Genomic DNA, 26,139 nt, shown 5'->3' on the forward strand with positions numbered 1-26,139 from the left:
GGCCGCTGCGTCAAAGCCCCAGCAGCCCGCTCGCCGGAGACTGGGGATTGCGCAGCACGCCGATCACCAGCGCCACCAGAGCGGCGGCCACGAAGCCGTCGAGCCGGTCCATCAGCCCGCCATGGCCGGGAATCAGCGCGCTGGAATCCTTGCAGCCGAAATGCCGCTTCATCGCGGACTCGTAGAGATCGCCGCCCTGGCTGGCGATGCTCGCCAGCACGCCTACCGCCAGCAGGGCCGGCGTCGCCGGCACGCCGAACGCCGACACCGCCAGCAGCCCCGCCGCCGTCCCCACCACCGTGCCACCGATGGCCCCGGACCAGGTCTTGTTGGGGCTCACGCGCGGCCACAGCTTCGGCCCGCCGATCAGCCGGCCGCAGAAATACGCGGCGATGTCGGTGCCCCAGACCACGGCGAAGAGCCAGAACAGCGCCACGCCGCCGGCGGCGGGGTCCTGCCGCAGCGCCACCGCCGGCACCACGGCGGCCCCGGCATAGGCAAGCCCGGCGAGCGCCCACACCCGCCGCTCGGCGACGAGCGCCAGCGGCGCCGCCCCGAGCCCGAGCGCCGCCAGCCCGGCGGCCACCCCCTGCCACTGCGTCAGCCCGGCGGCCGCGGCCAGCGACAGCCCCGCGAACGCCAGCACCGGCCGCTTCGGCCGCGCGGCGGTCATCACCACCCATTCCCACAGCACCAGAAGCGCCGCCAGCCCGAGGAAGCCGGTGAACAGCCAGCCGCCGGCATAGGCGGCGAACAGGGCGACGGGAGCGAGCACCAGCGCCGAGCCGAGCCGCGGCAGGAAATCCTTGCCGAGCGTCAAAATCCTCAGCGCCCCGACGAGGCGAGGCCGCCGAAACGGCGTTCGCGGCGGTGAAACTCGGCAATGGCCTGCTCGAGGCAATCGCGATCGAAATCCGGCCAGAGCACCGGCTGGAACACCAGCTCGGCATAGGCCGCCTGCCACAGCAGAAAATTCGACAGGCGCTGCTCGCCGCTGGTGCGGATCACGAGATCGAGCGGCGGCAGGCCCGCCGTGTCCAGCGCCGCGGAAATACGTTCCGGCGTGATGTCGCCCGGCGCGAGGCGGCCGGCGGCGACATCCCCGGCCAGACGCTGCACCGCGCGGGCAATCTCGTTATGGGCGCCGTAGTTGAAGGCGACCACCAGCTTCAGCCCGGTATTGCCACACGTCAGCGCCTCCGCCTCGTCCAGCAGCCGGGCGATGTCCGGCGCCTGCTCGGGCCGCTCGCCGATGATGCGGACCTGGACATTTCGGGCGTGCAGCGAGGCGAGGTCATTGCGGATGAAGCGCTTGAGCAGCCCCATCAGGTCGGCGATCTCGCTCTGCGGCCGCGACCAGTTCTCGCTGGAAAAGCTGTAGATGGTCAGGGCCTCGATGCCGAGGTCGCGCGCCGCCTCCACCGTGCGGCGGACCGCCTCGACGCCCCGGCGATGCCCCTCGAATCGCGGCAGGCTGCGGGACTTCGCCCAGCGGCCATTGCCGTCCATGATGATGGCGACATGCCGAGGTGGGGGGGCGCCGAGGGAGGCAACCTCCGACGTCGACGCATGGACATTGACGCCGTGCGGAGCTTCGCCCTTCGACATGATACCGGAGGACCCGCGTCCCCCTCCCCAAAACCCGGCCTCGATGCGTCGACGGTCAGACGGCAAGGATTTCCTTCTCCTTGCCGGCCAGAACCTGATCGATCTCGGCGATCGCGCCGTCCGTTGCTTTCTGCACCTGATCGGCGAGACGATCCAGATCGTCCGAGCTCATTTCGCCGTCCTTCTCCGCCTTTTTCAGCGAATCGAGACCGTCGCGCCGCACATGCCGCACCGCCACCCGGGCCGCCTCGGCATATTTGTGCGCGACCTTCACCATCTCCTGGCGGCGGTCCTGCGTCAGTTCGGGAATCCGCACCCGGATCACCTGGCCTTCGGCCTGCGGGTTGAGGCCGAGATCGGAATTGCGGATCGCCTTCTCGACGGCGCTCACCATGCCCCGGTCCCACACCTGCACCGAGAGCAGCCGGGGCTCCGGCACGTTGATCGAGGCCACCTGGCTCAGCGGCATGTGCGACCCGTAGGCGTCCACCTGGATCGGCTCAAGGAGGCTGGCCGAGGCCCGGCCCGTGCGCAGCCCGCCGAGCTCGTGCTTGAGAACACCGATGGCGCCCTGCATGCGGCGCTTGAGGTCGGCAACGTCGGTCATATCGCCCTCGTTCGTGTCGTTTGGCGGTCTCGGGAAATCCCGGGGCGAGAGGCTCAGGGCGCGACGGTCGTCGCCCGGCCCTCCCCGCGAATGGCGGACGCGATCGCACCCGGTTCGCGGATCGAGAAGACGATTATCGGCAACCGGGCCTCGCGGGCAAGCGCGAAGGCCGCCGCGTCCATCACCTTGAGGTCCTTGGCCAGAGCCTCGTCATGGGTCAGGCGGTCATAGCGCGTGGCGGTGGGGTCGGTCTTGGGATCGGCGGTGTAGACGCCGTCGACATTGGTCGCCTTCATCACCGCGTCGCATTGCAGCTCGGCCGCGCGCAGCACCGCGCCGGTATCGGTGGTGAAATAGGGATTGCCGGTGCCGCCGGCGAGCAGCACGATGCGCCCGCGCGCCAGATGCTTCAGGGCGGGCTGACGGGCATAGGGTTCGCAGATCGTCGGCATCGGGATGGCGGAGAGGGTGCGGGCCGGGCTGCCGGCGAACTCGATCGCCTTCTCCAGCGCCAGCGCGTTCATCACCGTCGCCAGCATGCCCATATGGTCGGCGGTGGCGCGGTCGAGCCCGTCGCTCGCGACCCGGGCGCCGCGCAGGATATTGCCGCCCCCGACCACCACGGCGATCTCGGCGCCGGTGAGACGGGCCTCCACCAGATCCTGGGCGATCCGCTCGATCGTCGGCCAGTGCAGGCCGAACGGTTCGCTGCCCATCAGCGCCTCGCCGGAGACCTTGACCAGCACACGCTTGTGGGCAAGCTCGCCTTCTTCACGAACCGTCACGTTCAACCCCCTGGTCTGTCTCGGAAAGACGCGCGGTGGGTCGCAACGCACCGCGCATGCTGCACCGCAGCAGAATAGGGCATGCCGGGGCAGATTTCCTGCCGCCGGCGTGCTTTTCCACGGAAACCCGTGCTCAGTGGCCGGCGGCGGCGGCGACTTCGGCGGCGAAGTCGCTTTCCTGCTTCTCCACACCCTCGCCGAGGGCGAAGCGGACGAAGCCGGCGACGCGGATGGCGCCACCCACCTTGCCTTCGCTCTCCTTCACCGCCTGGGCGACGGTCTTGGAGGGATCGTGCACAAAGGCCTGATCGAGCAGGGTGACTTCCTTGAAGAAGGTCTTCAGGCCGCTTTCGACGATCTTCTCGACCACGTTGTCCGGCTTGCCGGTGGCGCGGGCCTTGTCGGCCAGCACGTCGCGCTCGCGGGCCACCACGTCGGCATCGACGCCGGCAGCGTCGAGCGCCTGCGGGTTCGCCGCGGCGACATGCATCGCGATCTGCCGGCCCAGCGCGGCCAGCTCGTCGGCCTTGCCAGCCGATTCCAGCGCGACCAGCACGCCGATCTTGCCGAGACCTTCGCCCACGGAGCCGTGCAGGTAGGACGCGACCACGCCCTCGCCGACCGACAGCTCCTTGGCGCGGCGCAGGTTCATGTTCTCGCCGATGGTGGCGATGGCGCTGGAAATGGCTTCCGCCACCGTGCCGCCGGCCGGGAAGGCCGCGGCCTTGATCGCCTCGACATCGTCGCCGGTCGCGAGCGCGACGCCGGCGATGCCGCGGACCAGGCCCTGGAACTGCTCGTTGCGGGCGACGAAGTCGGTCTCGGAGTTCACCTCCACGACCACGCCCTTGGTGCCGGCGGTGGCGAGTCCGATCAGACCTTCCGCCGCGACGCGGCCGGCCTTCTTGGCCGCCTTGGCAAGGCCCTTCTTGCGCAGCCAGTCGATGGCGGCCTCGATGTCGCCCTCGACCTCGCCCAGCGCGGCCTTGCAGTCCATCATGCCCGCGCCGGTCTTGTCGCGGAGCTCTTTCACCATGCCCGCGGTGATGTTGGCCATGTCACGTTCCTCGCACGAATTGCGTATCTTATTCGACGGCACGGCCGGCCGGAGGGTTCCGGGCCGGCCGTGCGTTCCCAGTGCCGGCACCGAGGCGCCGGCCTTACCGAAGAGCGAGGCTCACTCGACTTCGGCGGTCAGTTCCTTGGCCTGCGCCACCCAGCCGTCGACACGGCCCGGCAGACCGACCTCTTCGCCGAGGCGGTGGGCGTCCTGCGGGTCGAGGGCGGCGATCTGCGAGAAGTGGAAGATGCCGAGATCGGTCAGCTTCTTCTCGATCTCGGGCGAAACGCCGGTCAGCTTCTTCAGGTCGTCGGCGATGCCGCGCGGCCCGGAGAGGGGCTCGAAGCTCTGCCAGATCGACTCGCCCGGCAGTTCCTCGACCAGCGGCACCTCGGAGGCGCCGATGTCGATGCCGTAATCGCCCTGGGCGCGGCCGATGCCGTCGATCGCGGCGCGGGCGACGAGGTCGCAGTACAGGTTGATCGCGCGGCCGGCGTCGTCATTGCCCGGAACCGGGAAGGCGATGCCGTCGGGGTCGCAGTTGGTGTCGAGGATCGCCGCGACCGGGATGCCGAGGCGGCGGGCCTCGGCGACCGCGAGGTCTTCCTTGTTGGTGTCGATCACGAACAGCAGGTCCGGCAGGCCGCCCATGTCGCGGATGCCGCCAAGGGCGCGATCGAGCTTTTCCTTCTCGCGCTGGAGCGTCAGGCGCTCCTTCTTGGTGTAGCCGACGCCCTCGCCGGCATTGAGCAGCTCTTCGAGCTTCTTCAGCCGGGCGATGGAGTGGGAAATGGTCTTCCAGTTGGTGAGCATGCCGCCGAGCCAGCGGGAGTTCACATAATACTGGGCCGAGCGGCGCGCCGCATCCGCCACCGCATCCGCGGCCTGACGCTTGGTGCCGACGAACAGCACGCGGCCGCCACGGGCGACGGTGTCCGACACCGCCTGCAGCGCGCGGTGCAGCGAGGGCACGGTCTGGGCGAGGTCGAGGATGTGGATGTTGTTGCGGGTGCCGAAGATGAAGGGGGCCATCTTCGGGTTCCAGCGGTGGGACTGATGCCCGAAATGCACGCCAGCTTCGAGGAGCTGGCGCATGGTGAAGTCAGGAAGCGCCATGGTCGTTTCTCGTCCGGTTGAGCCTCCGCGGACATGGCCGAGCCGGCGGAATGCCGGTCCGGCACCGGATGGCCGGCCCTTCTGTTCCCCGCCGTGGCGCGTGCGCGCCAGACGCATGGGACAAGGATGCCGGCACGCGGTCCGCGTGCGGAATGGCGCGGCTTATAAGGGAGAGGGCGCCCGCGCGCAAGCCGTCGCCCTCCGGCGCGGCATCGCCCGGCTCAATGCGCCTCCACCGCCACCACGCCGGGCACCGCCTTCAGCGCGCCGGCGATCTGCGGCGAGATGGAAAAACGGCCCGGCAGCTTGATCTCGACCTCGGTGCCGCCGCTTTCGCCGACCAGCAGCACGAAGGCCACCTCCCCCTCCCCGCGCCCGGTCGCCATGGGCCCGAGCTGGGTGGCGAGGCTGTCGAGCGGGTCGGGCGAGCGCAGGAAGATGCGCAGGCCCTTCTGCATCTTGGAGGCGGCGGCGTCGAGCGGTTCGGCGGTCTGGATGCGGGCGCGCACATCCTCGCCCTGCAGTTCGGCGGAGACATGCAGCAGCAATGCCTTGCCCGGCTCCAGCACCTCGCGGAAATGCGCGAGTCCTTCCGAGAAGATCACCGCCTCGAACTGGCCGGAGGGGTCGGAAAGGCCGACGATTCCCATTTTCGTGCCGGTCTTGGTGCGCCGCTCCTGCCGGCTCACCACGGTCGCCGCCAGCCGGCCGGCGGAGGCGCCGGCGCGCACCGAGCGCTGGAAATCGCTCCAGCGCTGCACCCGCAACCGCTCCAGCGCCTTGGCGTAATCATCGAGTGGATGGCCGGTGAGGAAGAAGCCGATCGCATCATATTCCCGCTTCAGCCGGTCCGCCGGCAGCCACGGCGCGACATTGGGCAGGGGCAGGCTGGTCGCGGCCGGGCCGCTGCCGAACATGTCGTTCTGGCCGACCGCGGCATCGGCGCCACGCTTGGCGGCATGGGCGAGGACCGAATCGATCGCCGCCAGCGCCCGGGCGCGGTTCGGCTCGATGCAGTCGAACGCGCCGGCATTGACGAGGCTTTCCAGCGTGCGCTTGTTCAGCGCCCGCGCATTGATGCGGTCGGCGAAGTCGGCGAGGCTGCGGAACGGGCGATCTCCGCGCGCCTCGACGATGGCATCCACCGCCTGGCCGCCGACGCCCTTCACCGCCGCCAGCGCATAGAGGATCTTGCCCTCCTTCACCTGGAAGTCGCGGCCGCACTGGTTGACGGACGGCGCCACCACCTCGATGCCCAGCCGCTGCGCCTCCTGCCGGAATTCGCCGAGCTTGTCGGTGTTCGACATTTCGTAGGTCATCGAGGCGGCGAGGAATTCCGTGGTGTAGTTCGCCTTCATGTAGGCGGTCTGATAGGCGACCAGCGCATAGGCCGCGGCGTGGCTCTTGTTGAAGCCGTAATCCGCGAATTTGGCGAGCAGGTCGAAGATTTCCGAGGCCTTCGCCTTGGGCACGCCCCGCTCCACCGCGCCGTCGACGAAGCGCTCGCGCTGCTTGTCCATCTCGGCGCGGATCTTCTTGCCCATGGCGCGGCGCAGCAGATCCGCCTCGCCCAGCGAGTAGCCGGAGAGGGTCTGCGCGATCTGCATCACCTGCTCCTGGTAGATGATGACGCCGTAGGTCTCCTTCAGGCTGGCCTCGAGCGCGGGGTGGGCATAGGCGGCCTTCTCGTGGCCGTTCTTCACCGCGCAATAGACCGGAATGTTGGCCATCGGGCCCGGGCGGTAGAGCGCGACCAGCGCGATGATGTCCTCCAGCCGGTCCGGCTTCATGTCCACCAGCGCGCGGCGCATGCCCGCGCTTTCCACCTGGAACACGCCGACCGTCTCGCCGCGGGTCAGCATGTCGTAGCTCTTCTTGTCGTCGAGCGGGATGGTGGAGAGGTCGAGCCGGATGCCGCGCTGGGCGACGAGGCGCACCGCCGTCTGCAGCACGGAAAGGGTCTTGAGGCCGAGGAAGTCGAACTTCACCAGCCCGGCCTGCTCCACCCACTTCATGTTGTACTGCGTCACCAGCATGTCGGAGCGCGGGTCGCGGTAGAGCGGCACGAGCTGCGACAGCGGCCGGTCGCCGATGACGATGCCGGCGGCGTGGGTGGAGGCGTGGCGGTTCAGACCCTCCAGCCGCACCGCGATGTCGAAGGCCCGCTTCACCACCGGGGTGGCGTCGCGCTCCGCCTGGAGGCGCGGCTCGTCCTCGATGGCGCGGGCCAGCGTCACCGGATTGGCGGGGTTCTGCGGCACCAGCTTGCAGAGCTTGTCGACCTGGCCATAGGGCATTTCCAGCACCCGGCCGACGTCGCGCAGCACGCCGCGGGCCTGCAGCGTACCGAAGGTGATGATCTGGGCCACCTGGTTGCGGCCGTAGCGCTCCTGCACATAGCGGATCACCTCGTCGCGGCGGTCCTGGCAGAAGTCGATGTCGAAATCCGGCATCGAGACGCGCTCGGGGTTGAGGAAGCGCTCGAACAGCAGGCCGAACCGGAGCGGATCGAGGTCGGTGATGGTGAGGGAATAGGCCACCAGCGACCCCGCGCCCGAACCGCGGCCCGGCCCCACCGGGATGTCGTGCGCCTTCGCCCATTTGATGAAGTCCGACACGATGAGGAAATAGCCGGGGAACTTCATCTTCTCGATGATGCTCAGCTCGAAGGCGAGCCGGTCCTCATAGTCCTTCAGCGCCAGCCCGGGCGCCGGGCCGTGCACGGCGAGCCGGGCGGCGAGCCCCTCCTGCGCCTGCAGGCGCAGCTCTTCCGCCTCGTCCCGCTCCAGCGTGAAGCGCGGCAGGATCGGCTTCACCGTGCGCGGCCGATAGGCACAGCGCCGGGCGATCTCCACCGTGTTGGCAAGCGCTTCCGGCAGGTCCGCGAACAGCACGCCCATCTCCGCGCGGGTGCGGAAGCGGTGCTCCGGGGTGAGCTGGCGGCGGTCGGGATCGGAGACGAGCTTGCCCTCGGCGATCGAGATCAGCGCATCATGGGCCTCGTAATCCTCCTGCGTGGCGAAGAACGGCTCGTTGGTCGCCACCAGCGGCAGCGCCGCCCGATAGGCGAGCGCGATGAGGTCGCCCTCCACCGCCCGCTCCTCCGCCGCGCCGTGGCGCTGGATCTCGACATAGAGCCGGTCGCCGAAAAGGGCGGAAAGCCGGGCCAGCCGCTCCTCCGCGACATCGGCGGCGCCGGCCGCCAGCGCGCGGTCGATCGGGCCGGTGGGACCGCCGGTCAGTGCGATGAGACCGGCCGAGGCCGGCGCCAGCCAATCGAGCGCGAGATGGGGCTGGTTGTCCGCCGAGGTCTCGAGATAGGAGCGCGACACCAGCGCGATCAGGTTGCGCCAGCCTTCCTCGCTGGCCGCCAGCAGCACGATGCGCGGCAGCCCGCCGCTCGCCAGCGCCCGGGTGCGCTGCTGGTCGCCGAAATCCAGCGCCAGCGTGCAGCCGAGAATCGGCTGGATGCCGGAGCCGGCCATCTTCTCGGAGAATTCCAGCGCGCCGAACAGATTGCCGGTGTCGGTCAGCGCCAGCGCCGGCTGGCGGTCCTTCTTGGCGAGTTCGGCCAGCCGGCCGATCGTCAGCGCGCCTTCCAGCAGCGAGTAGGAGGAATGCAGGTGAAGATGCACGAATCCGACATCGGCCTCGGCCATTCGCAAATTCTCCCTGCGGTTTCGCCGCGACTCGCGCGGCGCAGCCCTCAAGTGTCAGGGACAGGCCCCCGGCGCGTCCAGCCTCGACCCGGCGCGGTCCCCGCTATCCTCACACGCCGGCGAACACCCCGGCCCACATGCCGACCATGGCGAGGAAGAAGCCGATGGAGGCGAGCGCAGCGACTTCGCGAAGAAAGATGCGGATCATCGGGTAGTCCTCCCCTGGAACATAGGGAGAACACTGTTCCCGTTATGTACAGGAGTCAACCAATGTTCCCCGTCCGTTCCGGGGTGTGGTTACCCGAGCGTGAATCCGATCAGTCTAATCCAATTCGACGATGAGGCCGTCCCGCAGCGTGACGCGGCGGTGCATCTGGGCGGCGAGATCGAGGTTGTGGGTGGCGATGATGGCGGAAAGGCCGGTCGCCTCCACCAGCTGCGACAGCGCACCGAACACATGGGCCGAGGTGCGCGGGTCGAGATTGCCGGTCGGCTCGTCCGCCAGCAGCACGCGCGGGGCGTTGGCGACCGCGCGGGCGATGGCGACGCGCTGCTGCTCGCCGCCGGAAAGCTCGCCCGGCCGATGCTTCAGCCGCTGGCCGAGACCGAGATAGGTCAGAAGCTCGGCGGCCCGCCGGCTCGCTTCCTTCTTGCTCAGACCGCGGATCATCTGCGGCAGCATCACATTCTCCGCGGCGGAGAATTCCGGCAGGAGATGGTGAAACTGGTAGACGAAGCCGATGTCGAGCCGGCGGATGCGGGTACGCTCGCTGTCGGGCAGCCCGGCGGTCGGCCGCTCGCCGAGATAGACCTCGCCGGCGTCCTGGTGCTCCAGCAGGCCGGCAATGTGCAGCAGGGTCGACTTGCCGGTGCCCGAGGGCGCCACCAGCGCGACGGACTGCCCCTCATGCACCACGAGGTTCGCCCCCTGCAGGATGTCGAGCGTGCCGCTGCCCTGAGGATAGCGGCGTTCGAGAGCCTCAAGGCGCAGCGCGACATTGGCGGAATAGCTCATCGGCCTCACTCGTAACGCAGCGCTTCCACCGGATCGAGGCGCGCGGCGCGCCAGGACGGGTAGAGCGGGGCGAGGAACGACAGCACCAGCGCCATCACCACCACCGAGAGCGTTTCCCCGGCATTCATCTCCGCCGGCAGGCGGCTGAGGTAATAGAGCTCCGGGGAGAACAGCTCGGTCGCGGTCAGCCAGGAGATGAACTGGCGGATTTCCTCGATGTTGAGGCAGACGACGAGCCCGAGCAGGAAGCCGGCCAGCGTGCCGAACACGCCGATCGAGGCGCCGGTGACGAGGAAGATGCGCATGATCGAGCCCCGCGTCGCCCCCATGGTGCGCAGGATGCCGATGTCGCGGCCCTTGTCCTTCACCAGCATGTTGAGGCCGGAGACGATGTTGAACGCCGCCACCACCACGATGAGCGTGAGGATGAGGAACATCACGTTGCGCTCGACCTGCAGCGCGTTGAAGAAGGTGGCGTTGCGCTGGCGCCAGTCGATCACGTAGATCGGCCGCTGCGCGGCCTTGTCGATCTCGGTCCGGTACTGCGCGATCTTGTCGGGATTGTCGGTGTAGACCTCGATGGCGGTGACGTCGCCATCCTTGTTGAAATAGGCCTGCGCTTCCGACAGCGGCATGAAGACGAAGGCACTGTCATATTCCGACATGCCGATCTCGAACACCGCCGCGACCTTGTAGACCTTGATGCGCGGGGTGGTTCCCATCGGCGTCACCGCCCCGCGCGGGGCCACGAGGGTGATGTTGTCGCCGGCCCGCACCGAGAGCTGGTCGGCGAGCCGCTTGCCGATCGCGAGGCCCGCCCCGGTGTCGAATCCCTCCAGCGTGCCCATGCGGATATTGCTGCCGATCGAGGGCAGCGCCCGCAGGTCCGCCTCCGAGAGGCCCCGCACCAGAACGCCGCTCGCGCCATAGGCGGAGGAGGCCAGCGCCTGCCCTTCCACCAGCGGCACCGCGAGCTTGACGCCCGGCACGCCGGCGATGCGCTTGGCGACGGCGTCGTAGTCGGTCAGCGGGGTGTCGATGGGCTGCACCAGCATGTGGCCGTTCAGCCCGAGGATCTTGGAGAGCAGCTCGGTGCGGAAGCCGTTCATCACCGCCATGACGATGATCAGCGTCGCCACCCCCAGCATGATGCCGAGGAAGGAGAAGCCGGCGATAACGGAGATGAAGCCCTCCTTGCGGCGCGCCCGGAGGTAGCGCAGCGAGAGCATCCATTCATACGCGCTGAAGGCCCGCGTTCCGGTTGGCCCGCCGTCGGAGGCGGTGCTGGACGCCGGGCGCGACGTCTTCGGCGGACGCTCCCGTGCGGCGGGGGCAGACTCGGTGCCGGCGGGCACCGCGGTGTTGCTGTTTGCCGCCATGGAAGTCTCCGCCGTCTCCCCGTTCATTCCAGAATGCGCGCCAGCGCCGCCTGGAGCGGCAGCGTCTCGCGCGAGCCGTCGGCGCGACGCTTCACCTCGACCGTGCCGGCAGCAAGGCCCTTCGGCCCCACGATGATCTGCCACGGCAGGCCGATGAGGTCGGCGGTGGCGAACTTGGAGCCGGGACGCTCGTCGGTGTCGTCATAGAGCACATCGATGCCGCGCGCCTGCAGCTCGGCGTAAAGGTCGTCGCAGGCGGCGTCGGTGGCGGGGTCGCCCGCCTTGAGGTTCAGGATGCCGACCCGGAACGGCGCGATGGCCTCCGGCCAGATGATGCCGTTCTCGTCATGGGACGCCTCGATGATGGCGGCGACGAGGCGCGAAGGGCCGATGCCGTAGGAGCCCATGTGCACGGGCCGCTCGACGCCGTCCGGTCCGGTAACCTTCGCGCCCATGGGCTCGGAATATTTGGTGCCGAAGTAGAAGATGTGACCGACCTCGATGCCGCGGGCGGACAGGCGCCGGCCTTCCGGCACCTGTTCGAAGGCACCGATGTCATGCTTCTCTTCCGTGGCCGCATAAAGGCTGGTCCAGCGGTCGACGATGGATTGCAGCGCGGCGGGATCGCGGAAGTCGACATCCGAACCGGGCGTCGCCATGTCGAGATAGTCGGCGTGGCAGAACACCTCGCTTTCGCCGGTGGAGGCGAGGATGATGAATTCGTGGCTGTGGTTGCCACCGATCGGGCCGGTATCCGCCACCATCGGGATCGCCTTGAGCCCGAGCCGGGCGAAGGTCCGCAGATAGGCGACGAACATCCGGTTGTAGGCCACGACCGCGTTCTCGAAGTCGAGGTCGATCGAGTAGGCGTCCTTCATCAGGAACTCGCGCGAGCGCATGACGCCGAAGCGCGGGCGGACCTCGTCCCGGAACTTCCACTGGATATGGTAGAGGTTCAGCGGCAGGTCCTTGTAGGACTTCACATAGGCCCGCACGATCTCGGTGAGCATCTCCTCATTGGTCGGACCGTAGAGCATGTCGCGCTCGTGGCGGTCCTTGATGCGGAGCATCTCCTTGCCGTAGTCGTCGTAGCGGCCGCTCTCGCGCCAGAGATCGGCCGACTGAATGGTCGGCATCATGATCTCGATGGCGCCGGAGCGATTCTGCTCCTCGCGGATGACGCCGCAGATCTTGTCGAGCACGCGCTTGCCGAGCGGCAGCCAGGCATAGATGCCGGCGCTCTCCTGGCGGATCATGCCGGCCCGCAGCATGAGGCGGTGCGATACGATCTCCGCCTCCTTGGGGACTTCGCGCAGGATGGGCAGGAAGTAGCGGGACAGGCGCATCAGAAGAACTCGCGATTCGGCGGACGGGATCGCCCGGCCCTGGACAGGCCCGAGTGAAACCGGATCGGCCGGGAAAAGACAAGGCTTTCGCAGCGCGCAAGCTGGGGTGACGGCGCCATTGCGCCATCACGCCCCCGTCAATTCGCCCCGGAGGGCTGCCGGCGCGCCGCGGTTCGGCGCCGGATCAGGCCGCGTCGGCGGCGTGATGCGTCAGGAACCAGTCATAGGCACCGGCAAGGCCGGCTTCGAGCTCGATGCGCGGCCGCCAGCCCATGCCGAACAGCTTGTCCACGCTCATCAGCTTGCGCGGCGTGCCGTCCGGCTTGGAGAGATCGTGGACGATTTCGCCCTCGAAACCGACGACCCGGCAGATCATCCGGGTCAGGTCGAGGATGGTCAGGTCCTCGCCGCAGCCGACATTCACATGCTCGTAGCCGGAATAGTTCTTCAGGAGGAACACGAGCGCATCGGCGCAGTCGTCGCAATGCAGGAATTCGCGCCGCGGCGTGCCCGTGCCCCACACCACCAGCTCGCGCGCGCCGCTGGTCTTGGCCTCATGGGCCTTGCGGATGATCGCGGGAACGACGTGGCTGGAGTTCAGGTTGAAATTGTCGCCCGGCCCGTAAAGGTTGGTCGGCATGGCGGAGATGTAGTCGTCGCCATACTGCTTGCGATGGGCCTGCCCGAGCTTGATGCCGGCGATCTTGGCGATGGCGTACCACTCGTTCGTCGGCTCCAGCGGGCCGGTGAGAAGCGAGTCCTCGCGGATCGGCTGTTCCGCGAATTTGGGGTAGATGCAGGAGGAACCGAGGAACAGCAGCTTGCCGACGCCGCTCTCGTGCGCGGCGTGGAAGATGTTCGCCTCGATCATGAGGTTCTGGTAGAGAAAATCGACGGGATAGCTGTCGTTCGCCAGAATGCCGCCGACCTTGGCGGCGGCGATGATGACGGCGTCCGGCTTCTCCGCGGCGACGAAGGCGCTCACCGCCGCCGCATCCCGCAGATCGACCCGGCCGCGATCGGCCGTCAGGACCGTGCAGGCCTCGCTCGCCAGCCGGCGCACCAGCGCGCTGCCGACCATGCCGCGATGGCCCGCCACCCAGACTTTCTTGCCCGTCAGATCATACATCAGGCGTCTCCGATCACGGCCGATGTCTGCATGATGTCGAGATCCGCCATCACCATCTCGCGGCAAAGCTCGCGCACCGGGGTCTCGTGCCGCCAGCCCAGCTTCTGATGGGCCTTGGACGGGTCGCCGATGAGCAGATCGACCTCGGTCGGCCGGAAGTAGCGGGGATCGACCTCCACCACCACCCGGCCCGTGCGCCGGCAGATGCCGCGCTCCTCGACGCCCGAACCCTGCCATTCGATCTCGATGCCGGCGTCCGCAAACGCCCAGGTCACGAACTGACGCACCTCGGTCGTCTCGCCGGTGGCGAGGACATAGTCGTCCGGCGCCTCCTGCTGGAGCATCAGCCACATGCCGCGGACATATTCGCGGGCATGGCCCCAGTCGCGCCGGGCGTCGAGATTGCCGAGATAGAGCTTGTCCTGCTTGCCGAGGCTGATCGCCGCGGCGGCACGGGAGATCTTGCGCGTCACGAAGGTCTCGCCGCGATACGGGCTCTCGTGGTTGAACAGGATGCCGTTCGAGGCGTGGATGCCGTAGGCCTCGCGGTAGTTCACCACGATCCAGTAGGCATAGAGCTTGGCCGCGGCATAGGGGCTGCGCGGGTAGAACGGCGTGGTCTCACGCTGCGGGACTTCCTGCACCAGCCCGTACAGCTCCGAGGTCGACGCCTGGTAGAACCGGACCCGCTTTTCCATGCCGAGCAGCCGGATGGCCTCCAGCATGCGCAGCGTGCCGATTCCATCGGCGTTGGCGGTGTATTCCGGGGTATCAAAGGAAACCTGCACGTGGCTCTGCGCGGCAAGATTGTAAATCTCGTCGGGCTGGGTCTCACGGATGATGCGGATCAGGTTGGTCGAATCCGTCATATCCCCGTAATGAAGATGGAACTGCGAGCTGACCTCGTGCGGGTCGCGGTAGATGTCGTTGATCCGCTCGGTATTGAATGAAGACGAGCGCCGCTTGATTCCATGAACGGTATATCCCTTCTGGAGCAGCAACCGCGCGAGATAGGCACCATCCTGGCCCGTCACACCCGAAATCAAGGCTGTTTTTTTGACCAACGCGCACCCCATTCCTTTATCTGAAACGGTGGCTTAGCGAAGAACCCGGGAGTTATCAAGCATGGCGGCCGGCCATCGCCCGCGACCCCGGCCGCCCCTGATGCCGCATTGCACAAACGATCTATTGCAACGCAAGGATGACAAGCCCGCCAGCTTTGCTCTAAGGTGCGATCACTAAGAAAGGGGTCCGCCGTCGCGTCTAGTTGCGACGATCGGCTCGGGTCTCGGGAGGAAGAGTGTAGAAGAAAGCCCCCCGGCAGATTGCCAAACGCAACAGAACCGGGTTGGTGGCGCGGAATAAAGAGCAGGCGGAACTTCGGTTCCGCCTCTTTTTTTGCCTTCAATCCTGGCATTCCAAATACCAGAGAGGCGACACGCGCCGGCGCGGCCGATCGACCAGCGTTCTACTTCACCTCGAACGGCATCGGGAACATGTCGAGGTGCAGCAGCCCGCTCTCGATTCCATAGGCCAGCGCCACCACCAGCACGGCGGACAGCACCGTGGTCACGAGGGCCTTGCGCAGCAGCTGGGGGCGCGCGGGGGCGCCGGGCTCGGTTCCATCCGACACGTCACCCTCTTCCCGCTGGGAGCGCACGCCCCAGGGCAGGACGGCGAACAGCAGTGTCCACCAGATGATGAAGTAGATGGCGACATAGGTCGTCATGCTGAGAATCATGGCGGGCTCCCGGAACTAGGACGTTCACGCCTGCTCGAGTTCGAGCAGCGTGCCGCAGAAATCCTTGGGGTGCAGGAACAGCACCGGCTTGCCATGCGCGCCGATGCGGGGCTCGCCCGTGCCGAGAACCCGGGCGCCGGCGCTCAGGAGATGATCCCGCGCCGCCTGGATGTCGTCCACCTCGCAGCAGATGTGGTGGATGCCGCCATCCGGGTTGCGCTCCAGGAAGGTGGCGATCGGCGAGGCCTCGCCCAGCGGGGCGAGAAGCTCGATCTTGGTGTTCGGCAGCTCCACGAAGACCGTGACCACCCCATGCTCGGGCAGCGCCAGCGGCGCGGACACCCGCGCGCCGAGGGTGTCGCGGTAGCGCGCGCTGGCGGCATCGAGATCGCGGACGGCGATGGCGACATGGTTCAGGCGGCCGATCATGGCAAGCGCTCCGTTGTACGGAACGCCTTCATACCGTGATCACGAGCACATGGCAGAGTGGCTTCTTGCCCCACACCGCGTTCACCGCGCCGCGCACCGCGCGGGTGAGCGATTCCGACACCGCGTCGGGATCGCGCCGGCGCGGCTTCGGCAGTCCGTCGAGGCAGTCCAGCACCGCGACCTCTATCACTTCGCCGATCTCCTTGCCGCGGGAATCGAATTCCGGCAGGCCGGACAGGTCGATCACCGGATCGCCCGCCAGTTCGCCCTTGGCCGTCATCGCCACGGCGACGGAGATGATGCCGGACACCGAGAGCCGGCGCCGCTCCTGGATGGCGCGGTCCGCGGAATCGATCAGGACGTGTCCGTCCTTCAGCAGCCGCCCGACCGGAAGTTCGTCCACCACCTCGGGGCCAAGCGAGGCGTCGGAACTGGCCAGACGCACGAGGTCGCCGTCGACCAGCCGCACCACATGCTTCACCCCCATGCGGCGGGCGAGGTCGGCATGCTCCGACAGATGCAGCGGCTCGCCGTGCACCGGCACCGAAATTTCCGGGCGCAGCCAGCCATACATCTGCTCCATCTCGCCGCGGCGGGGATGGCCAGACACATGGATCAGGGCATTGCGATCCGTCACCACCTCGACGCCGTCGAGGATCAGCGCGTTGATGATGCGATTCACCGCCCGCTCATTGCCGGGAATGGTGCGCGAGGAGAAGATGACGGTGTCGCCCGGCGAGAGCGCGATCTCGGGATGGTCGTCGTCGGCGATGCGCGCCAGCGCTGCCCGCGGCTCGCCCTGGCTGCCGGTCAGGATCGCCACGACCTTGTCGCGGGGAAGATAGCCATAGGCTTCCACCGAGCGGAACGCGGGCAACCCGTTCAGCAGCCCCTGCTCGCGGGCCACCGTGATGACGCGCTCCATGGCCCGGCCGACCAGCACCACCTCCCGGCCGTTGGCGTGGGCGGCCTCGGCGACCGAGCGGATACGCGCGACATTCGAGGCGAAGGTCGTCACCGCCACCCGGTTCCGGGCGTTGCGGATGATCTCGGTCAAGACGGCGCCGACATCCACCTCGGAGGGGGACACGCCGTCGCGGGTGGCATTCGTCGAATCGCAGATGATCGCCCGCACCCCCTCCTCGCCCAGCGCGGTGAAGCGGGCGGGATCGGTGACGTTCCCGACCACCGGGGTGGGGTCGATCTTCCAGTCGCCGGTATGGACGAACAGGCCGAGCGGCGTGCGCAGCGCCAGCGCATGGCTGTCGGGAATCGAATGCGCGACCGGCACGAACTCGACGTCGAACGGGCCGATGGTCACCCGCCCGCCCGAAGGCACGACATGGAAGGGAATCTTCGGCGCTCCCGGCTCGCCCAGCCGGCGCGCCTCCGCCAGCGCGGCGGTAAAGGGCGTGGTGTAGACCGGGCAGCCGAGCCGCGGCCACAGGTCGACCAGAGCCCCGACATGGTCCTCATGACCATGGGTGAGAACCAGGCCGACGATGTTCTCGCGCTGTTTTTCGAGAAACCGCACATCCGGCATGATGAGATCGACACCGGGAACGTCCGGGCCGGCGAACGACACGCCGAGATCGACCACCAGCCACTGCCGCCGATTCACCGGACCGAACCCGTAAATGCCGAGGTTCATTCCGATCTCGCCGACGCCCCCGAGGGCGGCGAACACAACTTCATCCGGCAGAGCGACCACTCAACAGCCTTTCGTCAACCCACATGCACCGACGGAAATACGTCGCCGGCATTGATCGTTTCCCGCGTCCCGTCCGCGTGGCGCAGAACCATGGCACCGTTTGCATCCAGCGCTTCGAAGATGCCGCCGGTCTCGCGATGGCCCAGCCGGACCGTGACCGGCCGACCCAGGCCGGACGCGTGCCGGCACCAATCCTCGCACAGCACGGCGAAGCCGGCGCCACGATCCCACTGCTCAAGACGCTTTAGCATGGCGGCGTCCAGCGACGCCAGCAACGCCTCCGGCTCGGTCGGACAACCGGCGGCGGCGAGGCTGGTGGCGCGATAGGGCGTATCCTCGGGAAAATGGCTGCAATTGACACCGAAACCGATGACGGTGGCGTTGAGCCCGTCCGGCCGCACCGTGCCCTCGATCAATATGCCGGCGAGCTTGCCACCGTCGACGAGCACGTCATTGGGCCATTTGAGATCGACGCGGAGCGGATCGAGGAAGGTCACGGCGCGCACGGCGTCGTAGAGCGCCAGCGCGGCGACGAAGCACAGCTCGGGCAGCCGGGCCGGCGGCCCGGCATCCACCAGCAGCAGCGAGCCATAGAGATTGCCGACCGGAGACGACCAGGGGCGGCCGCGCCGCCCCCTGCCGTTGGTCTGCCGCTCCGCTACCACCCAGAGCGGCGCGGTGCCCGAGGCCCGGGACAACGCCTCGACATTGGTCGAGCCGATGTCCGGGAAACGGAGAACCGGCGTCCGGGGACCCCTCCCCATCCTCAGAAGAGGGCCCGCGCGGCCGCGCCCGCCGCGGTCAGCAGCGGCGCGGGGTAGACGAAGAACAGGATGATGAAGAGGCTGGATATCGCGAGGATCGCCCGCAGCTCGGTCGGCATCGGCTCGAAGCGCGGCGCCGGCTCGTCGAAATACATCACCTTGACGATGCGCAGATAGTAATAGGCACCCACCACGCTCGCCAGAACGCCGATCACCGCCAGGGTGTAGAGCCCCGCCTGGATGGCGGCGAGGAAGACGTAGTACTTGGCGAGGAAGCCGGCCAGCGGCGGGATGCCGGCGAGCGAGAACATCAGCGCCGCCAGCATGAAGGCCATCAGCGGGCTGGTGCGGGCCAGCCCGGACAGGTCGTCGATGGTCTCCACCATGCCGTCCTTGCGGCGCATGGAGAGCAGGCACGCGAAGGTGCCGAGCGTCATCGCCATGTAGATGGTCATATAGACCAGCACGCCGCGCACGCCCTCCTCCGAGCCGGCGGCGAGGCCGACCAGCGCGTAGCCCATGTGGCCGATCGACGAATAGGCCATCAGGCGCTTCAGGTTGCGCTGGCCGATCGCGGCGAAGGCGCCCAGCGCCATCGAGGCGATGGAGACGAAGACCAGGATCTGCTGCCACTGCGGCGTGACGTGCGGCAGGGCCTCCACGGCGACGCGGATGAACACGGCGATCGCCGCGACCTTCGGCGCCGAGGCGAAGAAGGCGGTGACCGGGGTCGGCGCGCCCTCATAGACGTCCGGCGTCCACATGTGGAACGGCACGGCCGAGACCTTGAAGCACAGCCCGGCGAACAGGAAGACGATGCCGAACACCAGCCCCAGCGAGGGGGCCTGCGCCGCCTCGGCGATCCGGCCGAAATTGACCGAGCCGGTGAAGCCGTAGATCAGCGAGGCGCCGTAGAGCAGCATGCCGGAGGACAGCGCGCCGAGGACGAAATACTTCAGGCCCGCCTCGGTGGAGCGCACCGAATCTCGGTTGTTGGCCGCGATGACGTAGAGCGCGAGGCTCATCAGCTCGAGGCCCATATAGAGCGCGATCAGGTCGCCGGCCGAAATCATCATCATCATGCCGAGCGTCGAGAGCAGCACGAGGATGGCGTATTCGAAGCGGCTCTGCTTCTCGATCTTGAGCCAGTCCACCGACATGGCGAGCGCCGCGCCGGCGCCGATCAGCGCCAGCACCTTGAGGAAGCGCCCGAAGGCGTCGACCCGGAAGCTGCCATTGAAGGTGTCGACCGGACCCGCCGGGCCGAGCACCACCAGCACCAGCGCCGCGAACAGCGCCGCGATGGCGAGGCCGTTCACGGTGTTGACCGACTTCTCGCCGACCAGGGCCCCGTAGAGCAGCAGGCCGATGGCTGCGACCGCGAGCAGGATTTCCGGCAGCGCGGGGCCGAGCGCGGGAAGGGAATGAATCATCGTGCGGGCTCCGCGATGGCTGTCAGGTAAGGGCTCACGGCAGCACCAGCGACGCGGCCTTGACCGCGCCGGCCGCGACATCGGCGCGCGCCACGATCGCCCCGACGGCCACGTTGCAGGCGTCGAGGATCGGGCCCGGCCAGACGCCGAACAGGATGGTGAGAACGACGAGCGGGACGAGGCAGACCAGCTCGCGCCGGTTCACATCGAGGATGGATTTCAGGCTGTCCTTCTCCAGCGGGCCGAACACCACCCGGCGGTACAGCCAGAGTGCGTAGGCCGCGGACAGGATGACGCCGGTCGTGGCGAAGAAGGTCACCCAGTTGTTGCGGCCGAAGGTCGACATCAGGGTGAGGAACTCGCCGACGAAGCCCGAGGTGCCGGGCAGGCCGACATTCGCCATGGTCAGGATCAGGAAGATGGTCGCGTAGATCGGCATGCGGTTCACGAGCCCGCCATAGGCGGCGATCTCGCGGGTGTGCATGCGGTCGTAGATGACGCCGACGCAGAGGAACAGCGCGCTCGCCACGAAGCCGTGGCTGACCATCTGGAACACCGCGCCCTGGATGCCTTCCTGGGTCAGGGTGAAGATGCCCATGGTCACGTAGCCCATGTGCGCCACGGAGGAATAGGCGATCAGCTTCTTGATGTCCTCCTGCATCATCGCCACCAGCGAGGTGTAGATGATCGCGACCACCGAGAGCGTGAACACCAGCGGGGCGAAATAGGCGGAGGCGTCGGGGAACATCGGCAGGCTGAAGCGCAGCAGGCCATAGCCGCCCATCTTCAGCAGGATGCCCGCCAGGATGACCGAGCCTGCGGTGGGCGCCTCGACATGGGCATCCGGCAGCCAGGTGTGCACCGGCCACATCGGCATCTTCACCGCGAAGGAGGCGAAGAAGGCGAGCCACAACCAGGTCTGCATCCCCGTCGGGAAGGAGTGCTTCAGCAGCACGGTGACGTCGGTGGTGCCAGCCTGCCAGTACATCGCCATGATGGCGAGCATCATCAGCACCGAGCCGGCCAGGGTGTAGAGGAAGAACTTGAAGGTCGCGTAGATGCGCCGCTTACCGCCCCAGATGCCGATGATGAGGAACATCGGGATCAGGCCGCCTTCGAAGAAGAAGTAGAACAGCAGCAGGTCCAGCGCCGAGAAGGTGCCGACCATCAGCGTCTCGAGCACCAGGAAGCAGATCATGTACTCCTTGACCCGATGCTGGATGGATTCCCAGCTGGTCAGGATGCAGATCGGCATCAGGAAGGTGGTCAGGATGACGAAGGGCAGCGAGATGCCGTCGACGCCCATGCGGTAGGCGGCGGCGTCGCCCAGCCAGGTGCGGTGCTCGACGAACTGGAAATCCGTGTTCGACGGGTCGAAGCCGAACAGCAGCAGCAGCGAGATGACGAAGGTGACGAGCGTCGCCCACAGCGCCACCCAGCGGGCGTTGCGCTTGGCCACCTCGTCGTCGCCCCGGATCATCAGCACGATGAGCAGGGCGCCGACCAGCGGCAGGAAGGTGACGACCGAGAGAATGGGCCAGTCGTACATCAGTGCGCCCCCCCGAACATGAACCAGGTGATGAGGGCGGCGACGCCGACGAGCATCACGAAGGCGTAGTGGTAGAGATAGCCGGTCTGCAGGCGGACCACGCGGTCGGTGACGTCGAGCACCCGGGCGGAGACGCCGTTGGGGCCGTAGCCGTCGATCACCCTGCCGTCGCCCTCCTTCCACAGGAAGGTGCCGAGCCATTTGGCCGAGCGGACGAAGAGGACGTCATACAGCTCGTCGAAATACCACTTGTTGAGCAGGAAGCGGTACAGCAGGTCGTTCTGCCGCGCGAGCGCCTTCGGCACCGATGGCTTCAGGATGTACATCCAGTAGGCCACCACGAAGCCGAGCGCCATCATCACCGTGGGGGCCCACTTCGCCCAGCCCGGGATGTGGTGGATCTCCTCAAGGATCTTGTTGTCCGTCCCCATGAAGATCGCTTCGCGGAAGAAGTGCTCCACGTCGTGACCGACGAAATAGGGGTAGAGGATCATGCCCGCGAACACCGCGCCGACCGAGAGCACCCCGAGCGGGATCAGCATCGTGAGCGGCGATTCATGGGCATGGTCGTAATGGTGGTGGTCGTGCGGATGACCGTGGAAGGTCATGAACATCTGCCGCCACGTGTAGAACGAGGTCAGCGCCGCGGCCACCACGGTCAGCGTCCAGGCATAGGTCGAGAACGGGCTGTGGCTGGCGAAGGCGGTCTCGATGATGGCGTCCTTCGAGAAATAGCCGGCGGTGAAGGGAAAGCCGGTCAGGGCGAGGCCGCCGATCATCATGGTGGCGTAGGTGAAGGGGATCTTCCGCCAAAGCCCGCCCATGTGCCGCATGTCCTGCTCATGGTGCATGGCGTGGATCACCGAGCCCGCCGAGAGGAACAGCAGCGCCTTGAAGAAGCCGTGGGTCAGCAGGTGGAACACGCCCACCGAGTAGGCCCCGGTGCCGAGGGCGACGAACATGTAGCCGAGCTGCGAGCAGGTGGAATAGGCGATGACCCGCTTGATGTCGTTCTGCACGCAGCCGATCGTTGCCGCGAAGAAGGCGGTGGAGGCGCCGACGAACAGCACCACGTTCAGCGCCGTCTGCGACAGCTCGAACAGGGGAGACAGCCGCGCCACCATGAAGACGCCGGCGGTGACCATGGTCGCCGCGTGGATCAGCGCCGACACCGGGGTCGGGCCTTCCATCGCGTCCGGCAGCCAGGTGTGGAGCCCGAGCTGGGCGGACTTGCCCATGGCACCGACGAACAGCAGCAGGCAGATGATGGTGGGCGCCGACCACTCATGGCCGAGGAAATGCAGCGACTTATCCGCCAGCGACGGCGCCGCGGCGAACACCGCCTCGAACGACACCGAGCCGGTCATGTAGAACACGGCGAAGATGCCGAGCGCGAAGCCGAAATCGCCCACGCGGTTGACGATGAACGCCTTCATCGCCGCCGCACAGGCCGACGGCTTGTCGTACCAGAAGCCGATCAGCAGGTAGGAGGCGAGGCCCACGCCTTCCCAGCCGAAGAAGAGCTGGACCAGATTGTCGCTGGTCACCAGCATCAGCATGGCGAAGGTGAAGAGCGAGAGATAGGCGAAGAAGCGTGGCCGGCTCGGATCCTCGTGCATGTACCCCATGGAGTAGAGGTGCACGAGCGAGGAGACCGTGGTGACGAGGATGAGCATCACCGCGGTGAGCGTGTCGACCTTGAGCGCCCACTTCACGTCGAGGTTGCCCGACGCGATCCAGGTGAACAGCTCGACCGTGCCCTCGTGCCCGCCAAAGGCGGTGCGGAAGAACACGATCCACGCGAAGAAGGCGGACACGAACAGTAGGCTCGTGGTGATGAGCTCGGACGCCCGCGCGCCAAGCGCACGGCCGAACAGCCCGACGACCAGGAAGCCGACCAGCGGGAGGAAGACGATCGCCTGATACATAACCGCCCTCTCAGCCCTTCATCGTGTTGATGTCTTCGACGGCGATCGACCCGCGGTTGCGGAAGAAGACCACCAGGATGGCGAGGCCGATCGCGGCCTCCGCCGCGGCCACCGTCAGCACGAACAGCGCGAAGATCTGCCCCGTGATGTTGCCGAGGAACACCGAGAACGCCACGAGGTTGATGTTCACCGAGAGCAGGATCAGCTCGACCGACATCAGGATGACGATCACGTTCTTCCGGTTGAGGAAGATTCCGAGTGTGCCGAGGGTGAAGAGGATGGCGGCGACGGTGAGGTAGTGCGAAAGCCCGATCACCATGGCTCAGAGCCCCTTGCCCGAAGGCACCTTCACGACGTCCATCGCCATCGCCTTGGTGCGCGCGTTCTGAACCGGGATGCTCTGGCGCTTCACGTTCTCGCGGTGGCGGAGCGTCAGCACGATGGCGCCGATCATGGCGACCAGAAGCACGAGGCCGGCGGCCTGGAAGAAATAGAGATAGTCGGTGTAGAGCACCCGGCCGATCGCAACCGTGTTCGACACCGCCGGCGTCGCCTGCGCCACGGCACCCGTCACCCCGGTTCCGAAGCTCCAGCTCCCGAACACAAGGACCAGTTCCGCCAGGAACACCAGCCCGACCAGCGCCCCGATCGGCAGGTACTGCAGGAAGCCCTGCCGCAGCTCCACGAAATCGACGTCGAGCATCATGACCACGAAGAGGAAGAGCACCGCGACCGCGCCGACATAGACCACGATCAGGATCATGGCGAGGAACTCCGCCCCGATCAGGATGAACAGCCCCGCCGCGTTGACGAAGGTCAGGATCAGGAACAGCACCGAGTGCACGGGATTGCGCGAGGCGATGACCATGAAGGCGGACGCCACGGCAATGCCGGCAAACAGATAAAAGAACAGCGCCGACATATTCATTCCCGGCATCCCCTGGTGTGCCCCGCCCTCTTCACGACCGGCTGCGGAAGGCCGGGTGCCTGTGCGGCTTTGGTGGTCACGTCGTTATTCCTTGTCCAGTGCCGCCCGGGCCGGAAGACCCGGTGCGGGGCGGCCGCGCCCCCACGCGGTCAGCGATACGGTGCGTCCAGCGCCATGTTGCGCGCGATCTCGCGCTCCCAGCGGTCGCCGTTCGCCAGCAGCTTGGCCTTGTCGTAGTAGAGTTCCTCGCGCGTCTCGGTCGCGAACTCGAAGTTCGGCCCCTCGACGATGGCATCGACCGGGCAGGCCTCCTGGCAGAAGCCGCAATAGATGCACTTCACCATGTCGATGTCGTAGCGGGTGGTGCGGCGCGTTCCGTCGTTGCGACGCGGCCCGGCCTCGATGGTGATGGCCTGCGCCGGGCAGATCGCCTCGCACAGCTTGCAGGCGATGCAGCGTTCCTCGCCATTGGGATAGCGGCGCAGCGCGTGCTCGCCGCGGAAGCGCGGCGACACCGGCCCCTTTTCGAAGGGGTAGTTGAGCGTGGCCTTCGGCTTGAAGAAATAGCGCATGGCCAGCCAGAACGCCGAAACGAATTCGGTGAGCAGAAGCGAGCGCGCGGCCTGGTCGAGTCTCATTTCCGAATGCTCCTCAATCCGCCACGGTGGCAAGGCCGAAGCCGACCAGCGGCATGCTCACCGCAACCACGCGGATGACGGTCTTCCACCACTCTACGACGCCTTCCAGCTGCTCGCGGGAGAGCTGCCGTGCCTGCCGGGAGCGGCGGATCGACTGCTCCACGAAACCGGGCAGGAAGTACCACTCCATCAGCCCGACGATCGCGCCGGCCGCCGCGGCGGTCCAGCCGACCATCGCCGGCGTCATGAGCCCCTGCGCAAACTGTTCCATCAGCCACCCGCCCCCGGGGCCAGCCCGGTGAAGTGAAGCACGCCCGCCACGACCACGACCATGACCAGCGAGATCGGCAGGAACACCTTCCAGCCCAGCCGCATGAGCTGGTCGTAGCGGTAGCGAGGGACCATCGCCTTGACCATGGCGAACATGAAGAACACCAGCAGCACCTTGAGCAGGAACCACACGATGCCCGGCACCCAGGTGAAGGGCGCGATGGGGAACGGCGGCAGCCAGCCCCCGAGGAACAGGATGGTGGTCATGGCGCACATGGTCATGATCGCCACATACTCGCCCAGCATGAACATCATGTAGGGGGTCGAGCCGTATTCCACCATGAAACCGGCCACCAGCTCCGATTCCGCCTCGCCGAGGTCGAACGGAGGCCGGTTCGTCTCGGCGAGCGCCGAGATGAAGAAGATGACGAACATCGGGAACAGCGGCAGCCAGTACCAGCCGAACAGGCCGAGTTTGCCGTTCTGCGCCTCGACGATGGCGGAAAGGTTCAGCGACCCCGCGCACATCAGCACCGTGACGATGACGAAGCCGATCGACACCTCGTAGGACACCATCTGCGCCGCGGCGCGCAGGGCCGACAGGAAGGGGTACTTCGAGTTCGACGCCCAGCCCGCCATGATGACGCCGTAGACGCCGAGCGAGGAGATCGCGAAGACGTAGAGAATGCCGACATTGATGTCGGCCACCACCCAGCCGAGGTTGATCGGGATCACCGCCCAGCCAGCCAGCGCCAGCAGGCAGGTGATGAAGGGAGCCAGCAGAAACAGGCCCTTGTTGGAGCCGTCCGGGATCACCGGCTCCTTCAGCACGAATTTCAGCAGGTCGGCGAAGGACTGCAGCAGGCCGAACGGCCCGACCACGTTGGGTCCCCGTCGAAGCTGCACCGCCGCCCAGATCTTCCGGTCGGCGAGCAGCACATAGGCGACGATGATCAGCAGCCCGACCAGCAGCGCCACGCTCTGGAGCGCGACGAGCAGGACGTGAAGGATCGTGTCGAGCGTCGACGTCTCGGTCATGGTCCT

At 67.2% G+C, this 26,139-nt stretch carries 24 protein-coding genes; all 24 read right to left on the reverse strand.

The window, feature by feature from the left end:
• Positions 1 to 10: 10 nt before the first annotated feature.
• The gene (locus KHC27_RS13500; RefSeq protein ID WP_213339892.1) at positions 11 to 820 is read right to left on the reverse strand and encodes a phosphatidate cytidylyltransferase; all 810 of its coding nucleotides are present in this window, start codon (positions 818 to 820) and stop codon (positions 11 to 13) included.
• Positions 821 to 825: 5 nt separating this feature from the next.
• Positions 826 to 1,608, reverse strand: coding sequence for an isoprenyl transferase (locus KHC27_RS13505; RefSeq protein ID WP_213339893.1), 783 nt, complete (start codon positions 1,606 to 1,608; stop codon positions 826 to 828).
• A 55-nt stretch (positions 1,609 to 1,663) separates the two neighbouring features.
• Positions 1,664 to 2,215, reverse strand: a complete 552-nt coding sequence (gene frr / locus KHC27_RS13510; protein ID WP_213339894.1) for a ribosome recycling factor — start codon at positions 2,213 to 2,215, stop codon at positions 1,664 to 1,666.
• Between the two features lie 53 nt (positions 2,216 to 2,268).
• The gene (gene pyrH / locus KHC27_RS13515; RefSeq protein WP_213339895.1) at positions 2,269 to 3,000 is read right to left on the reverse strand and encodes a UMP kinase; all 732 of its coding nucleotides are present in this window, start codon (positions 2,998 to 3,000) and stop codon (positions 2,269 to 2,271) included.
• A gap of 133 nt (positions 3,001 to 3,133) precedes the next feature.
• Positions 3,134 to 4,057, reverse strand: coding sequence for a translation elongation factor Ts (gene tsf, locus KHC27_RS13520; protein ID WP_213339896.1), 924 nt, complete (start codon positions 4,055 to 4,057; stop codon positions 3,134 to 3,136).
• A gap of 120 nt (positions 4,058 to 4,177) precedes the next feature.
• Positions 4,178 to 5,176: a 30S ribosomal protein S2 gene (locus KHC27_RS13525; protein WP_213339897.1), complete on the reverse strand. Its 999-nt coding sequence runs from the start codon at positions 5,174 to 5,176 to the stop codon at positions 4,178 to 4,180.
• Positions 5,177 to 5,397: 221 nt separating this feature from the next.
• Complete coding sequence (gene dnaE / locus KHC27_RS13530; RefSeq protein ID WP_213339898.1) at positions 5,398 to 8,835, reverse strand: DNA polymerase III subunit alpha; 3,438 nt, start codon at positions 8,833 to 8,835, stop codon at positions 5,398 to 5,400.
• Positions 8,836 to 9,157: 322 nt separating this feature from the next.
• The gene (locus tag KHC27_RS13535) at positions 9,158 to 9,850 is read right to left on the reverse strand and encodes an ABC transporter ATP-binding protein (protein WP_213339899.1); all 693 of its coding nucleotides are present in this window, start codon (positions 9,848 to 9,850) and stop codon (positions 9,158 to 9,160) included.
• Between the two features lie 5 nt (positions 9,851 to 9,855).
• On the reverse strand, positions 9,856 to 11,079 hold the full coding sequence (locus tag KHC27_RS13540) for a lipoprotein-releasing ABC transporter permease subunit (protein ID WP_246519929.1): 1,224 nt from the start codon (positions 11,077 to 11,079) through the stop codon (positions 9,856 to 9,858).
• Between the two features lie 173 nt (positions 11,080 to 11,252).
• A complete protein-coding gene (proS, locus tag KHC27_RS13545; protein ID WP_213339901.1) occupies positions 11,253 to 12,575 on the reverse strand; it encodes a proline--tRNA ligase in 1,323 nt (440 codons plus the stop codon).
• A 184-nt stretch (positions 12,576 to 12,759) separates the two neighbouring features.
• Positions 12,760 to 13,704, reverse strand: a complete 945-nt coding sequence (gene fcl / locus KHC27_RS13550) for a GDP-L-fucose synthase (protein ID WP_213339902.1) — start codon at positions 13,702 to 13,704, stop codon at positions 12,760 to 12,762.
• Positions 13,704 to 14,780, reverse strand: a complete 1,077-nt coding sequence (gene gmd, locus KHC27_RS13555) for a GDP-mannose 4,6-dehydratase (RefSeq protein ID WP_213339903.1) — start codon at positions 14,778 to 14,780, stop codon at positions 13,704 to 13,706. Before gmd ends, fcl begins: the two co-directional genes overlap by 1 nt.
• A 392-nt stretch (positions 14,781 to 15,172) precedes the next feature.
• A complete protein-coding gene (locus tag KHC27_RS13560) occupies positions 15,173 to 15,445 on the reverse strand; it encodes a DUF1467 family protein (protein WP_213339904.1) in 273 nt (90 codons plus the stop codon).
• 24 nt (positions 15,446 to 15,469) lie between these two features.
• Positions 15,470 to 15,874 (reverse strand): methylmalonyl-CoA epimerase, encoded by a 405-nt coding sequence (gene mce, locus KHC27_RS13565; RefSeq protein WP_213339905.1) that lies wholly within the window; start codon positions 15,872 to 15,874, stop codon positions 15,470 to 15,472.
• A gap of 28 nt (positions 15,875 to 15,902) precedes the next feature.
• Positions 15,903 to 17,525: a ribonuclease J gene (locus KHC27_RS13570; RefSeq protein ID WP_213339906.1), complete on the reverse strand. Its 1,623-nt coding sequence runs from the start codon at positions 17,523 to 17,525 to the stop codon at positions 15,903 to 15,905.
• 74 nt (positions 17,526 to 17,599) lie between these two features.
• The gene (locus KHC27_RS13575; protein ID WP_213339907.1) at positions 17,600 to 18,349 is read right to left on the reverse strand and encodes a biotin--[acetyl-CoA-carboxylase] ligase; all 750 of its coding nucleotides are present in this window, start codon (positions 18,347 to 18,349) and stop codon (positions 17,600 to 17,602) included.
• 2 nt (positions 18,350 to 18,351) lie between these two features.
• Positions 18,352 to 19,782 (reverse strand): NADH-quinone oxidoreductase subunit NuoN, encoded by a 1,431-nt coding sequence (gene nuoN, locus KHC27_RS13580; protein ID WP_213339908.1) that lies wholly within the window; start codon positions 19,780 to 19,782, stop codon positions 18,352 to 18,354.
• A 34-nt stretch (positions 19,783 to 19,816) separates the two neighbouring features.
• On the reverse strand, positions 19,817 to 21,331 hold the full coding sequence (locus KHC27_RS13585; protein WP_213339909.1) for an NADH-quinone oxidoreductase subunit M: 1,515 nt from the start codon (positions 21,329 to 21,331) through the stop codon (positions 19,817 to 19,819).
• Positions 21,331 to 23,259 carry an NADH-quinone oxidoreductase subunit L gene (gene nuoL / locus KHC27_RS13590; protein ID WP_213339910.1) on the reverse strand — a complete coding sequence of 643 codons (1,929 nt, stop codon included), beginning with the start codon at positions 23,257 to 23,259 and terminating at the stop codon, positions 21,331 to 21,333. The genes KHC27_RS13585 and nuoL overlap by 1 nt, the downstream gene beginning before the upstream one ends.
• Positions 23,260 to 23,269: 10 nt before the next feature.
• Positions 23,270 to 23,578, reverse strand: coding sequence for an NADH-quinone oxidoreductase subunit NuoK (gene nuoK / locus KHC27_RS13595; RefSeq protein WP_213339911.1), 309 nt, complete (start codon positions 23,576 to 23,578; stop codon positions 23,270 to 23,272).
• 3 nt (positions 23,579 to 23,581) lie between these two features.
• The gene (locus tag KHC27_RS13600; protein ID WP_213339912.1) at positions 23,582 to 24,187 is read right to left on the reverse strand and encodes an NADH-quinone oxidoreductase subunit J; all 606 of its coding nucleotides are present in this window, start codon (positions 24,185 to 24,187) and stop codon (positions 23,582 to 23,584) included.
• A 149-nt stretch (positions 24,188 to 24,336) separates the two neighbouring features.
• Positions 24,337 to 24,825, reverse strand: coding sequence for an NADH-quinone oxidoreductase subunit NuoI (gene nuoI / locus KHC27_RS13605; protein WP_213339913.1), 489 nt, complete (start codon positions 24,823 to 24,825; stop codon positions 24,337 to 24,339).
• Between the two features lie 13 nt (positions 24,826 to 24,838).
• Positions 24,839 to 25,096 carry a hypothetical protein gene (locus tag KHC27_RS13610; protein ID WP_213339914.1) on the reverse strand — a complete coding sequence of 86 codons (258 nt, stop codon included), beginning with the start codon at positions 25,094 to 25,096 and terminating at the stop codon, positions 24,839 to 24,841.
• Positions 25,096 to 26,133, reverse strand: a complete 1,038-nt coding sequence (gene nuoH / locus KHC27_RS13615; protein WP_213339915.1) for an NADH-quinone oxidoreductase subunit NuoH — start codon at positions 26,131 to 26,133, stop codon at positions 25,096 to 25,098. The genes KHC27_RS13610 and nuoH overlap by 1 nt, the downstream gene beginning before the upstream one ends.
• Between the last annotated feature and the right edge of the window lie 6 nt (positions 26,134 to 26,139).

The sequence above is a fragment of the Ancylobacter lacus genome (assembly GCF_018390635.1).
GTDB classification, from domain to species: Bacteria; Pseudomonadota; Alphaproteobacteria; order Rhizobiales; family Xanthobacteraceae; genus Ancylobacter; species Ancylobacter lacus.